Origin of the sequence: Catellatospora tritici (genome assembly GCF_019083965.1) — a bacterium.
Classification (GTDB): domain Bacteria; phylum Actinomycetota; class Actinomycetes; order Mycobacteriales; family Micromonosporaceae; genus Catellatospora; species Catellatospora tritici.
Genome location: NZ_JAHRCY010000003.1, coordinates 551,834 through 565,097, shown reverse-complemented (window position 1 = coordinate 565,097; position 13,264 = coordinate 551,834). Strand labels below are relative to the sequence as shown.

Below are 13,264 nucleotides of genomic sequence, written 5' to 3'. Positions count from 1 at the left end.
GCGAGCATGTCGATCGGGTGGCGACGGCGTCCCACCCCCGGACCCGGCGCCACCCGATGGGAATCCACATCGGATTCCGATCACAACTTAGTCGTCATAGTTCATGTGGGTCAAGCTGCACCCGCACCGGGTCCGGCGCCTTGCGCGCGCTGCGTACCCCCGCCGCCTCGTGCAACGCCCGCGCCAGCGACAGCCCGGCACCGCGCGCGGTGCGCAGCAGCATCCGCTCGTGCTGCTCGTCCACCGGCAGCGGACCCAGCACCTGCACCGACTCCGGCAGCCGGGCCAGCTCGATCAGCTCCCCCACCGCCGTGGCCGTGCCGGTCAGCGTGGCCAGCCGCGCCGCCGGCGGGAACCCCAGCTCACGCCGCTCCCCCAGCTCGCGCTCGGCCAGCCAGCCCGGATCCCAGCGCACCAGGGCCTGCACCGGCGCCAGCGAACCCTCGGCGACCAGGACCACCCGGCCGCCCCGCCCCGCCGGCCGGGCCAGCGCCGCCGCGTTGAACCAGCGCCGCGCCGCCTCCTCGGTGGCGCGCAGATCGGCCCGGGTCAGCAGCGCCCAGGTGTCCAGCAGCAGCACCGCGCCGTAGCCGCCCGGCGCCACCGGCTCGGCCCCGGGCGTGGCCAGCACCAGCGACGCCTCGTCGGGCACCTCGGCCAGCACCCCGTCGCGGCCCGAGGTCCGCACGGGCACCCCCGGCAGCGCCCGACCCAACTCCTCGGCGGTACGGCGTACCCCCGTGACGGCCGCGCGCAGCCGGCGGCCGCCGCACCTCGGGCAGGTCCAGCCCGCCGCGGGCCGCGCGCACCACCGGCAACTGGCCACCTGACCCGAGCCGCCCAGCGCCAGCGGTCCGGAGCAGTGCGCGCACCTGGCCCGCTCGCGGCACTCCTGGCAGGAGACCGACGGCACATACCCCCGCCGGGGCACCTGCACCAGCACCGGCGCCCCCGCCGCCAGCGCCTCCCGAGCCGCCTGCCAGGCCAGGCTGGGCAGCCGGGCCGACGCGGCGGCCGGATCGCGGGCGAGCTGGCTGTCGTCGGCCGCCTGCACTCCGGGCGCGGCCCGGCGCAGCTCCTCGCGGGTGGCCACCACCTCCCGCGCCCAGCCGGTCGCCAGCAACTGCTGCGCCTCCGCCGTGCGGGCGAAGCCACCCACCAGCACCCCCGCGCCCGTCTGCTGGGCGCGGGTGAGCAGCACCTCCCGCGCGTGCGGGTACGGCGCGCGCGGCTCGGCGTGCAGGTCGTCGCCGTCGTCCCAGATCGCCACCAGGCCCAGGTCGGGCACCGGCGCGAACGCGGCCGCCCGGGTGCCCACCACGGCCGCCACCTCACCCCGGCGGGCCTTGAGGAACCGCCGATAGCGCTCGCCCGGCCCCAGTGCGGCGGTCAGCGCCACGTGCCGGTCCGGGCCGAGCAGCGCGGTCAGCGCGGTGTCCAGGCGGTCCAGGTCACGGGCGTCGGCGACCACGACCACCGCGCCGCGGCCGCCGTGCAGGGTGGCCGCCACCGCCTCGGCCAGGCGCCGGGGCCACTGCTCGCCCGGCAGCGCCGACCAGACCGCCCGGGGCGCCCGCCCCTCGGCCAGCCCGCGCAGGAACGCGGCCCCGGCCGGGTAGCGGCTCCAGCCGCCCGGATCAGGCAGCTCCGGCGGCTCGGGGGTGCCCCCGGCGGCGGGGGTCTCCACCTTCGCCTGGCGGGGCGGCACGGCCAGGCGCAGCACGTCGGCGAGGCTGCCCGCGTACCGGTCGGCGACGGCGCGGGCCAGGGCCAGCACGTGGGGGTCCAGCGCCGGTTCGGCGGAGACGACCTTCTCCAGCCAGGCGAGCCTGCCCTCGTGCTCGGTGCGCGCGACGCGCTCGGTGAGCCAGCCGTCGACGAGCTGGCCGCTGAAACGGATCTTGACCCGCACGCCCGGCTGGGCGGACTCGGCCAGCTCGGTCGGCACCAGGTAGTCGAAGGGGCGGTCCAGGTGCGGCAGCGGGACGTCTACGCAGACGCGGGCGACGGGCAGCTCCGGGGCGGGCTGCCGCTCGCGCGGCGGTTTGCGTACGGCGGTCACGGGGTGTTCCTACCAGACCGCTCCGACGCCCACCCGAACCCCGGCCTCCCCCACCTCGCGGCGCCGCCGCCTCCTTGCCCCAGCCCCCCTTGAATCGACACTGGCCTATCCAGTAGACGGATAATCGAAACCCGTCTTCTGGATAGGCCAGCGTCGATCAAAAGCGGAGTCGTCCACCCCGGCTCCCGGCCGTAGCGGGCACGGTTGCCGGGGTTGGAGCGGAGCAGGTCAGCCGATGGCGGACTTCAGGTCGGCGACGCGGTCGGTGCGCTCCCAGGTCAGGTCGGGCAGCTCGCGGCCGAAGTGACCGTATGCCGCGGTCTGCTGGTAGATCGGGCGCAGCAGGTCCAGGTCGCGGATGATCGCGGCCGGGCGCAGGTCGAACACCTCGCCGATGGCCTTCTCGATCCGGTCGACCGGCACGGCCTCGGTGCCGAAGGTCTCCACGAACAGGCTGACCGGCTTGGCCTTGCCGATGGCGTACGCCACCTGCACCTCGCAGCGCTCGGCCAGCCCCGCGGCGACCACGTTCTTGGCGACCCAGCGCATGGCGTACGCCGCCGAGCGGTCGACCTTCGACGGGTCCTTGCCGGAGAAGGCGCCGCCGCCATGGCGGGAGTAGCCGCCGTAGGTGTCGACGATGATCTTGCGGCCGGTCAGACCGGCGTCGCCCATCGGGCCGCCGATCTCGAAGCGGCCGGTCGGGTTGACCAGCAGCCGGTAGCCCTCGGTGTCCAGGCCCAGGCCGTCGAGCTCCGGGGCGATGACGTGCTCGCGCACGTCGGGAGTCAGCAGCGACTCCAGCGAGATGTCGGGCGCGTGCTGCGAGGAGACGACCACGGTGTTGAGGCGGACGGGCTTGAAGCCGTCGTACTCGATGGTGACCTGGGTCTTGCCGTCGGGGCGCAGGTACGGGATCGCGCCGTCCTTGCGGGCCGCGGTGAGGCGGCGGGCCAGGCGGTGCGCCAGCGCGATCGGCAGCGGCATCAGCTCGGGCGTTTCCGAGCAGGCGAAGCCGAACATCATGCCCTGGTCGCCGGCGCCCTGCAGGTCGAGCGTGTCGGCGCCCTCGCCGGAGCGGTGCTCCAGCGCGCTGTCGACGCCCTGGGCGATGTCGGGCGACTGCGAGCCGATGGACACGCTGACGCCGCAGGAGGCGCCGTCGAAGCCCTTCTTGGACGAGTCGTAGCCGATCGAGAGGATCGTGTCGCGGACGATCGTCGGGATGTCGGCGTACGCCTGCGTGGTCACCTCACCCGCCACGTGCACCTGGCCGGTGGTGATCAGGGTCTCCACCGCGACGCGGCTCCGCGGGTCCTGGCGCAGCAGCGCGTCCAGGATGCCGTCACTGATCTGGTCGGCGATCTTGTCCGGGTGACCCTCGGTGACCGATTCCGAGGTGAACAGGCGACGTGCCACTCGACTCTCCAATACTGCGATGGCTGACTGTGGCCAATGGTCTTTGCGGCCATGTGCGTCCTGGCCGAGAAGTCTAGTCAACGCGATCGGATCAGACACGCATTGGACGGCCACGCGTCCGCAAAGCGGGACACAGAGTGATCTTTGTTTACAACAGCGCGACGACGCGGTCCCATACGGCGTCGGCGAGCGCGTCCTTGCTCTGCGACGGCAGGTCATCCCGGGTGCCGTCGGCGCCGAGGACGACCGCCTGATTGTCGTCGGCGCCGAAGACCTTATCGGTGCCGACCTCGTTGACCACGATCAGGTCGGCCCGCTTGCGCTGCAGTTTTACGCGCGCGTGCGCAATCGCGTCATGTGTCTCCGCGGCGAACGCGACAAGCACCTGACCAGGACGTTTGCTCGCGCCGACTTCGGCCGAGATGTCCGGGTTCACCGCGAGTTCGATGACCGGCACGGCACCGTCGTCCCGCTTCTTGATCTTCTGATCGGCGTATACGGCAGGGCGGAAGTCGGCCGGAGCCGCCGCCATCACGACCGCGTCGGCGTCCTTGGCCGCGGCCAGCACCGCCTCGCGCAACTCGGCGGTGGTGCCCACCCGCACCAGGTCCACCCCGGCCGGGGTGTCCAGCGCCACGTTCGCCGCGACCAGCGTCACCCGGGCGCCGCGGGCCACCGCGCTGCGGGCGAAGGCGTAGCCCTGCTTGCCCGACGAGCGGTTGCCCAGGTATCGCACCGGGTCCAGCGGTTCGCGGGTGCCGCCCGCGGTGACCACCACGTGCCGTCCGGCCAGGTCGGTGACCGGCTGGGCGCCCCGGGCGAGCACCCGCAGCGCGATCGCGAAGATCTGCGCGGGGTCGGGCAGGCGCCCCTTGCCGGTGTCGACGCCGGTGAGCCGCCCGACGGCGGGCTCGATCACCACGGCGCCGCGGCGGCGCAGCGTGGCGACGTTGTCGGCGGTGGCCGGGTGCTCCCACATCTCGGTGTGCATCGCCGGGGCGAACACCACCGGGCACCGGGCGGTCAGCAGCGTGCTGGTGAGCAGGTCGTCGGCCAGCCCGTGCGCGGCGCGGGCCAGCAGGTCCGCCGTGGCCGGGGCGACCAGCACCAGGTCGGCGCTCTGCCCCAGCTTCACGTGCGGCACGTGCGGGACGTCGTCCCAGACGCCCGTGGCGACCGGCTGGCCCGACAGCGCCTCCCAGGTGGGGGCGCCGACGAAGCGCAGCGCGGCCTCGGTGGGCACCACGCGCACGTGGTGCCCGGACTCGGTCAGCAGACGGAGCAGCTCACAGGCCTTGTACGCGGCGATGCCGCCACTGACGCCCAACACGATCCGAGCCATGGACGGGATGCTCAGGCCTCGCCGGTCGGCTCAGCGGTCAGCAGGCCGGCGTTGATCTCGCGCATGGCGATGGACAGCGCCTTCTCCTGCGGGGTGGTCTCCACCAGCGGGCCGACGTACTCCAGCAGGCCCTCGCCGAGCTGGCTGTAGTAGGCGTTGATCTGCCGCGCGCGCTTGGCCGCGAAGATCACCAGTGCGTACTTCGACGAGGTCTTGTCGAGCAGCTCGTCGATCGGCGGGTTGGTGATGCCAATGGGATCGGCGACGGTTCCAGCCACGGTGTCAGTCCTTAGTCTTCGAAGTGTGCCGGTCGGCTAAATACGCGGGCGCGCGGAGGCGAGGACCGGCGAACCGAGCAATCCTACCAACTCGTCCGCGGCACGCTCGAGGTAGTCGTTCACCACGGTCACGTCGAACTCGGACTCGGAGGCGAGCTCCTCGTCGGCGTGCGCCAACCGGCGGCGGATGGTGTCCGGGTCCTCGGTGCCGCGGCCGATGAGCCGACGACGCAGCTCCTCCCGGCTGGGCGGGGCGAGGAACACCAGTTGGGCGTCGGGCATGGTGTCGCGGACCTGGCGCGCGCCCTGAAGGTCGATCTTGAGAAGGGTGGGGATCCCGGCGGACAGGCGTCCCTCGACCGCGGCCCGGGGCGTGCCGTAGAGGTTGCCCGCGAACTCGGCCCACTCCAGCAGCATCCCGCCGTCGACCAGGCGCTCGAACTCGGTACGGGAGACGAACGTGTAGTGCTTGCCGTCGACCTCGTAGTCGCGCTTGCGGCGGGTGGTCACCGAGACCGACAGCCACACCCACGGGTTGCGCTTGCGGATCACCTCGATGACGGCATCCTTGCCGACACCGGACGGACCGGACAGAACGGTGAGTCGGGCGGGCGCGGCCGCTCTGGCGGCGAGCGGTGCGACGTCTTCCATTCTCAATTTCTACCCAATCGAGGAGTGGTCGTGGCAGCCGCCCCCCGGTGTCAAGACTCACGTCACAGCGATTTCGCACCGGCGAACGGGCCGAAAGGGTCCGTCACCGACAGAAACGAACCAGCGGCGCTGTCGATGCGACAGCGCCGCTGGGCGACGATCCGTGGAACCCGGGGCCACACCGCCGGTGTGTGAGACCGCCCGGTGGAGACTCCGAGGTTCCTTCGGCCTTCCGGGCGCCTGGGCGCCCGGTGGGCCGGTCACCGCGTACGGTTGTCCGTCCGCGGTGGGGGGTTCAGCTCGGTACTGACGGTCCGACGGCTCAGGCCGCGAACTCGGCCAGCAGAGCCTTGCGCTGCTGGTCGCCCAGGCCCCGCAGACGGCGGCTGTCGGCGATCTTCAGCTTCTCCATGATCTGCGTGGCCCGGATCTTGCCGATACCGGGGAGCGCCTGCAGCACGGCCGAAACCTTGAGCTTGCCGACGACGTCGTCGCCCTCGGCCCGGTCGAGCACGGCGGCCAGGGTCGTCTTGCCCTGCTTGAGCTGCTCCTTGAGCTCAGCGCGAGCCTTACGGACCTCCGCGGCCTTCTCCAGCGCGGCAGCGCGCTGCTCTGGGGTCAGTGACGGGAGCGGCACCAGTTCTCCTCAGGTCCTCTTCCTCACGTCGACGGGATCGCCGACGTGTGTGGTGACACGCGCACCTCCCACCGGAAAGTTCGCATGACACCCGCGTCGCAGGTGAAACGCATGCGTGGCCACAGCCACGCAGGCAGATCAGCCCAGCGCCGGGAAACCTAGCGGTCGGAGGCGTTTTCGGCAACGTCACCGCGCATGATCACGGAAAGGTCACGAGCGGCCCTGATGTCCCAATGCGGCCACGCAGGCATCGAGCGCCCGGGATGCCGCGTCGCGCAGCGCCTGCGTCGACGGTCCCGCGCCGAGCACTTCCCGGGAGTACGACGGGAGCACCGAACCGAGGTTGTCGGCGAAGATCGAACGAAGATCATCGGGGGTACCGCCCTGCGCCCCAAGCCCCGGAACGAGGATCGGGCCGCCCAGCTTCGACAGGTCGTGACCGGTCTCGCCGATGGTCGCCCCGACCACGACACCGATGCTACCCATCGGCTGGGCACCACCGTTGAGCTGGGAAATCTCGTCGATGATCGTCTGCGCGACGGTACGGCCGTCGATGTTGCGAGCGTGCTGCACGGAGGGACCCTCCGGGTTGGACGTCAGCGCGAGAACGAACACGCCACCGCCGTGCGCGGCCGCCGACTCGAACATCGGTGCGAGCGATCCGAGACCCAGGAACGGACTCGCGGTGATCGCGTCGACATACATGGGGTTCGATGGATTGAGGTACGCGTCGGCGTACGCCGCGACCGTCGAGCCGATGTCCCCACGCTTCGCGTCGAGAAGCACAAGGGTTCCGGCCTCCCGAAACTGTCGGATAGTTGACTCAAGAATCTCAGCCCCACGGGCCCCGAATCGCTCGAAAAAGGCCGACTGCGGCTTGACCACGGCGACCCGACCGGCCAACGCGTCGACCACCGTGGCGCAGAACGAGGCGACACCCGCCACGTCGTCGCCGAGCCCCCACTGCCTGAGCAACGAGGCGTGCGGGTCCACACCCACGCACAGCGGTCCGTGCTCGTCCATCGCTGCCCGCAGCCGGGCGCCGAACGGCTCCATCACGTTCACTCCTGCCTGTTCACGCGGCGGCGGCCGCGGCCGCCATCGCCCTGGTGATCGCCGCGACGTCCGCATCGGAGCTGACGAACGGCGGCATGGTGTAGATCAGGTCCCGGAACGGGCGCAGCCACACGCCGTGGGCCACCACCGCGGCCGTGGCCGCCGCGAGGTCCACCTCGTGGTCCAGCCGCACCACGCCGATCGCGCCGAGCACGCGTACATCGACCACGCCGGGCAGGTCCGCCACCGGGGCCAGCCCCGCGCGCAGTCCCGCCTCGATCCGGGCCACCTCGGCCCGCCAGTCGCCCGCCAGCAGCAGCTCGATCGAGGCGTTGGCGACCGCGCAGGCCAGCGGATTGCCCATGAACGTGGGCCCGTGCGCCAGCACCGGCACCGTGCCGGTGGAGATGCCGCGCGCCACCTCCGAGGTGCACAGTGCGGCCGCGAGTGTCAGATATCCGCCTGTGAGCGCCTTCCCGACACACATCACGTCCGGGGTCACTCCGGCGTGGTCGGCCGCGAACAGCTTCCCCGTACGCCCGAAGCCGGTCGCGATCTCGTCGAAGACCAGCAGCACGTCGTGCTCGTCGCACAGCCGCCGCAGCTCACGCAGGTAACCCGGATGGTGGAAACGCATCCCACCCGCGCCCTGCACCAGCGGCTCCACGATCACCGCGGCCAGTTCGTGCGCGTGCGCCGACAGGGCAGCGTCCAGCTCGGCCACATAGGACGGGTCGAACTCCACCGGCGGGACGCCGACGAACACCTGCCGGGGCAGCACGTCGCCCCACAGGCTGTGCATGCCGCCCTCCGGGTCGCACACGCTCATCGGATGCCACGTGTCGCCGTGGTAGCCGCCGCGCCAGGTCGCCAGTCGCCGCTTCTGCGGGCGCCCGCGCGACACCTGGTACTGCAGGCACATCTTGACGGCGACCTCGACGCTGACCGAACCGGAGTCGGCCAGGAACACGTGCTCCAGCCCGTCCGGCGTGATGTCGACCAGGGTCCGGGCCAGCCGCACCGCCGGTTCGTGGGTGAGCCCGCCGAACATCACGTGGCTCATCCGGCCCAGCTGGTCGGTGACGGCCGCGTCGAGCACCGGGTGCCGGTACCCGTGGATCGCCGCCCACCAGCTCGACATCCCGTCGACCAGCTCCCGCCCGTCGGCCAGCCGCAGCCGCACGCCCTCGGCGCTGTCGACGACCAGCGGGTCACGCGTGCCCGGCATCGGACCGTACGGGTGCCACACGTGCGCCCGGTCCAGCGCCAGCAACTCGTCCTGAGTGAAAGGAAGGACACCCTCCACTCGCTCCGCGCCGAGGAAGGTGCCCTTCTTGACGTTCGTCGCCGTCACCGGGCGGCCCGCCTCGCGGCGGCGCGGACCAGGGCCGGGCCGTGATAGATGAACCCCGTGTAGAGCTGCACCAGGCTCGCGCCCGCGTCGAACATGCGCGTCACGTCGTCGGGCGTCATCAGCCCGCCCACACCGACGATGGGCAACTGCCCGGCCGTCTCGGTGTGCACGAACGACACCACCTTGTGCGCCCGCTCGGTCAGCGGCGCGCCCGACAGCCCACCGGCCTGCCCGGCGGTGCCCTGGTCGGCGGCGGCCACGCCGTCGCGGCTGAGGGTCGTGTTGGTCGCGATCAGACCGGCCACCCCCCGTGCCAGGCACACCTCCAGCAGCTCGGCGATCGCCTGCTCGGTCAGGTCCGGGGCGATCTTCACGAGCACCGGCTTGGGACCGCTCAGCGCCGCCAGGATCGCGTCGAGCGAATCCTTGTCCTGCAGGCTGCGCAGGCCCGGGGTGTTGGGCGAGGAGACGTTGACCGCGAAGTAGTCGCCGAAGTCGCGCAGCGCGTCGTACGACGCCCGGTAGTCGGCCACGGCGTCCTCCAGCGGGGTCACCTTGGACTTGCCCAGCGAGATGCCCAGCGGCACGCCCAGCGGGCCCAGTTGGGCCAGCCGCTTGGCCAGCGCGTGCGCGCCCTCGTTGTTGAAGCCCATCCGGTTGATGACCGCCTGGCTGGACGGCAGCCGGAACAGGCGCGGCCGGTCGTTGCCGGGCTGGGCGTGCGCGGTGACCGTGCCGACCTCGACGAAGCCGAAACCGAGCGCGGGCCAGGCGCGCAGCGCCACCCCGTTCTTGTCCATTCCGGCCGCCAGGCCCACCGGGTTCGGGAAGCGCACCCCGAACGCCTCGACCGGCGCCGCCGTGGCGTAGCGCCGCCGCAGCGCGGCCAACAGCGTCGGACGCCCGGACAGCGCCGCCAGGCGGCGCAGCGTCCACTCGTGCGCGTGCTCGGCGTCCCCGCCGCCCAGCCGGAACAGCACCGGCCGAGCCACCTTCTCGAACACCGTCACGCCCCCGCCCTCCAAGATCGGTCAAGTTGCCGGGCAATCGGGCACTCGGCAGGGCCGAATACCCCCGATTGCCCGGCAACTCCGCTGATCAAGGCCGTCATGCGGCCAGTTCCGGGCGGATGACGGCGTGCAGCTGCTGCAGCGGGCGGACGGTCATGTCGCCGCGGATCAGCGCCTCTATTCCCATGACCGCGGCCGCGGCGCCGGGGACGGTGGTGCAGCACGGGATGTCGGCGGCGACGGCCGCGCTGCGGATCTCGTACCCGTCGGAGCGGGCCGACGCGCCCGAGCCCTGCGGCGTGTTGATCACCATCTTGACCTCGCCGGAGGCGATCAGCGACACGGCGTCGCGCTCGGCGTCCTCGCTGTGCTTGCCGACGACCTCGCAGACGATGCCGTGGCGGCGCAGCACCTCGCCGGTGCCGACCGTCGCCACGATCTCGAACCCGAGGTCGGCCAGCCGCTTCACCGGGAAGATCATGCCGCGCTTGTCGCGGTTGGCCACCGAGACGAAGATCTTGCCGCTGGTCGGCAGCGAGCCGTACGCCGCGGCCTGCGACTTGGCGAACGAGTGTCCGAACGCCGTGTCGATGCCCATGACCTCACCGGTCGACTTCATCTCCGGGCTGAGCAGCGTGTCGACGCCCTTGCCCGCGCGGGTGCGGAACCGCTTGAACGGCAGCACCGCCTCCTTGACCGCCACCGGCGAGCCCTCGGGCAGCAGCCCGCCGTCGCGCGGTGCCCCGTCCGGCGCAGCCGACAGCAGCATGCCCTCGGCACGCAGCTCGGCGATGGTGGCGCCCAGCATGATCCGCGCGGCCGCCTTCGCCAGCGGCACCGCCGTGGCCTTGGAGACGAACGGGACGGTCCGGCTGGCGCGCGGGTTGGCCTCCAGCACGTAGAGCATGTCGTCCTTGAGCGCGTACTGCACGTTGAGCAGGCCGCGCACGCCCACGCCCCGGGCGATCGCCTCGGTGTACTCGCGCACCACGCTCAGGTGCCGACTGCCCAGGGTGATGGGCGGCAGCGCGCAGGCGGAGTCGCCACTGTGGATGCCCGCCTCCTCGATGTGCTCCATCACGCCGCCGAGGTAGACCGCGCCGTCGGCGTCGCACAGGGCGTCCACGTCGATCTCGATCGCGTCGTCGAGGAACCGGTCCACCAGCACCGGGTGCTCGGGCGAGATGTCGGTGGCGCGTCCGATGTAGTCGCGCAGCGTGGCGTCGTCGTACACGATCTCCATGCCGCGCCCGCCCAGCACATAGGACGGACGCACCAGCACCGGGTAGCCGACCTCGTCGGCGATCTTCTTGGCGTCGGCGAAGCTGGTCGCGGTGCCGTGCGCGGGTGCCCGCAGCCCGGCCTCGGCCAGCACCCGGCCGAACGCGCCGCGCTCCTCGGCGAGGTGGATCGACTCGGGGCTGGTGCCCACGATCGGCACCCCGGCGTTCTTGAGCCGCTGCGCCAGGCCCAGCGGGGTCTGCCCGCCCAGCTGCACGATCACGCCGACCACGCCGGGACCGCCCGCGGCCAGGCCGGAGCTGTGCTCGGCGTGCACCACCTCGAGCACGTCCTCGAAGGTCAGCGGCTCGAAGTAGAGGCGGTCGGCGGTGTCGTAGTCGGTCGACACGGTCTCCGGGTTGCAGTTGACCATGACGGTCTCGTACCGGCCCTTGAGCGCCATGACCGCGTGCACGCAGGAGTAGTCGAACTCGATGCCCTGGCCGATGCGGTTCGGGCCGGAGCCCAGGATCAGCACCTTCGGCCGGTCGCTCGGGGCGACCTCGGTCTCCTCGTCGTACGACGAGTAGTGGTAGGGCGTGGTGGCCGCGAACTCGGCGGCGCAGGTGTCGACGGTCTTGTAGACCGGGCGCACCCCGAGCCGGTGCCGCAGCGTGCGTACGCCGTCCTCGCCCGCGAACTCCGGCCGCAGCGCGGCGAGCTGCCGGTCGGACAGCCCGGCCCGCTTGGCCTTGCGCAGCAGCGGCGCGTCCAGCACCGGCGCGTCCAGGATCTGCTCGCGCAGCTCAACCAGCCCGGCGATCTGGTCCACGAACCACGGGTCGATGCCGCCGGAGGCCTCGGTGACCTGCGCGACGGTGGCGCCGTGGCGCAGCGCCTCCTCGACCGCGTAGAGACGGCCGTCGTGCGGGATGCGCAGCGCCTCCAGGGCCTCCTCGACCGAACCGAACCGGTCCGGGGCGGTCCAGAACCCCGCCGCCTTGGTCTCCATCGAGCGCATCGCCTTGTTCAGCGCCTCGGAGAAGTTGCGGCCCAGGCTCATCGCCTCGCCGACCGACTTCATGGTGGTGGTCAGCTCCGGGTCGGCGCCGGGGAACTTCTCGAACGCGAACCGGGGGATCTTCACCACCACGTAGTCCAGCGACGGCTCGAACGCCGCCGGGGTCTTCAGGGTGATGTCGTTGGGGATCTCGTCGAGGGTGTACCCGATGGCCAGCTTCGCCGCGATCTTGGCGATCGGGAAGCCGGTGGCCTTGCTGGCCAGCGCACTGGAGCGCGACACGCGCGGGTTCATCTCGATGACCACGATGCGGCCGGTGTCCGGCTGGATCGCGAACTGGATATTGCAGCCGCCGGTGTCCACGCCGACCTCGCGCAGCACCGCGATGCCCAGGTCGCGCATGTTCTGGTACTCGACGTCGGTGAGCGTCATCGCCGGAGCCACGGTCACCGAGTCGCCGGTGTGCACGCCCATCGGGTCGATGTTCTCGATCGAGCAGATGACCACGACGTTGTCGTGCTTGTCGCGCATCAGCTCGAGCTCGTACTCCTTCCAACCGAGCACGCTCTCCTCGATCAGCACCTCGGTCACCGGCGAGGCGGCCAGGCCGCTGCCCGCGATGAGTTCCAGCTGCTCGGGAGTGTGCGCCATGCCGGAGCCGAGGCCGCCCATGGTGAAGCTGGGCCGGATCACGACGGGCAGGCCGAGCTCGGCGACGGTGTCGCGGACCTCGTCCATCGAGTGGCAGACGCGACTGCGCGGCACCAGGTCACCGGTCAGCCCGAGGCGGGCGCCCGCCTTGGCGACGATCTCCTTGAACAGCTGCCGGTCCTCGCCGCGGCGGATCGCGTCGATGTCGGCGCCGATCAGCTCGACGCCGTACTTCTCCAGCACACCCGCCTCGTGCAGGGCGACCGCGGTGTTCAGCGCGGTCTGGCCGCCCAGGGTGGGCAGCAGCGCGTCCGGGCGCTCGGCCGCGATGACCTTCTCCACGAACTCCGGCGTGATCGGCTCGATGTAGGTGGCGTCGGCGAACTCCGGGTCGGTCATGATCGTGGCCGGGTTGGAGTTGACCAGGCTGACCCGCAGGCCCTCGCTGCGCAGCACCCGGCACGCCTGGGTGCCGGAGTAGTCGAACTCGCAGGCCTGGCCGATGACGATCGGGCCGGAGCCGATGACCAGGACGTGCTTCAGATCGGAACGCTTCGGCATC

At 71.9% G+C, this 13,264-nt stretch carries 10 protein-coding genes; all 10 read right to left on the bottom strand.

Annotated elements, in window-relative coordinates:
* Window positions 1-94: 94 nt before the first annotated feature.
* Complete coding sequence (locus KUA19_RS09705) at window positions 95-2,014, bottom strand: primosomal protein N' (protein WP_217395879.1); 1,920 nt, start codon at window positions 2,012-2,014, stop codon at window positions 95-97.
* A gap of 276 nt (window positions 2,015-2,290) precedes the next feature.
* Window positions 2,291-3,481 (bottom strand): methionine adenosyltransferase, encoded by a 1,191-nt coding sequence (metK, locus tag KUA19_RS09700; protein ID WP_217395785.1) that lies wholly within the window; start codon window positions 3,479-3,481, stop codon window positions 2,291-2,293.
* A 148-nt stretch (window positions 3,482-3,629) separates the two neighbouring features.
* Window positions 3,630-4,823: a bifunctional phosphopantothenoylcysteine decarboxylase/phosphopantothenate--cysteine ligase CoaBC gene (gene coaBC / locus KUA19_RS09695; RefSeq protein WP_217395784.1), complete on the bottom strand. Its 1,194-nt coding sequence runs from the start codon at window positions 4,821-4,823 to the stop codon at window positions 3,630-3,632.
* 11 nt (window positions 4,824-4,834) lie between these two features.
* Complete coding sequence (gene rpoZ, locus KUA19_RS09690; protein ID WP_212831103.1) at window positions 4,835-5,101, bottom strand: DNA-directed RNA polymerase subunit omega; 267 nt, start codon at window positions 5,099-5,101, stop codon at window positions 4,835-4,837.
* 36 nt (window positions 5,102-5,137) lie between these two features.
* Window positions 5,138-5,752, bottom strand: a complete 615-nt coding sequence (gene gmk, locus KUA19_RS09685; RefSeq protein ID WP_217395783.1) for a guanylate kinase — start codon at window positions 5,750-5,752, stop codon at window positions 5,138-5,140.
* A gap of 322 nt (window positions 5,753-6,074) precedes the next feature.
* A complete protein-coding gene (mihF, locus tag KUA19_RS09680) occupies window positions 6,075-6,389 on the bottom strand; it encodes an integration host factor, actinobacterial type (protein ID WP_120320109.1) in 315 nt (104 codons plus the stop codon).
* A gap of 210 nt (window positions 6,390-6,599) precedes the next feature.
* Window positions 6,600-7,445 (bottom strand): orotidine-5'-phosphate decarboxylase, encoded by an 846-nt coding sequence (gene pyrF, locus KUA19_RS09675; protein WP_217395878.1) that lies wholly within the window; start codon window positions 7,443-7,445, stop codon window positions 6,600-6,602.
* A gap of 19 nt (window positions 7,446-7,464) precedes the next feature.
* The gene (locus KUA19_RS09670) at window positions 7,465-8,718 is read right to left on the bottom strand and encodes an adenosylmethionine--8-amino-7-oxononanoate transaminase (RefSeq protein ID WP_302498971.1); all 1,254 of its coding nucleotides are present in this window, start codon (window positions 8,716-8,718) and stop codon (window positions 7,465-7,467) included.
* A gap of 77 nt (window positions 8,719-8,795) precedes the next feature.
* Window positions 8,796-9,809: a quinone-dependent dihydroorotate dehydrogenase gene (locus tag KUA19_RS09665; RefSeq protein WP_217395782.1), complete on the bottom strand. Its 1,014-nt coding sequence runs from the start codon at window positions 9,807-9,809 to the stop codon at window positions 8,796-8,798.
* Window positions 9,810-9,906: 97 nt separating this feature from the next.
* Window positions 9,907-13,263 carry a carbamoyl-phosphate synthase large subunit gene (gene carB / locus KUA19_RS09660; RefSeq protein ID WP_217395781.1) on the bottom strand — a complete coding sequence of 1,119 codons (3,357 nt, stop codon included), beginning with the start codon at window positions 13,261-13,263 and terminating at the stop codon, window positions 9,907-9,909.
* Window position 13,264 lies beyond the last annotated feature (1 nt).

Coding starts and splice junctions, on each gene's coding strand:
- gmk (WP_217395783.1), bottom strand. CDS start 5,752: ATGGAAGACGTCGCACCGCTCGCCGCCAGAGCGGCCGCGCCCGCCCGA.
- carB (WP_217395781.1), bottom strand. CDS start 13,263: ATGCCGAAGCGTTCCGATCTGAAGCACGTCCTGGTCATCGGCTCCGGC.
- pyrF (WP_217395878.1), bottom strand. CDS start 7,445: ATGGAGCCGTTCGGCGCCCGGCTGCGGGCAGCGATGGACGAGCACGGA.
- coaBC (WP_217395784.1), bottom strand. CDS start 4,823: ATGGCTCGGATCGTGTTGGGCGTCAGTGGCGGCATCGCCGCGTACAAG.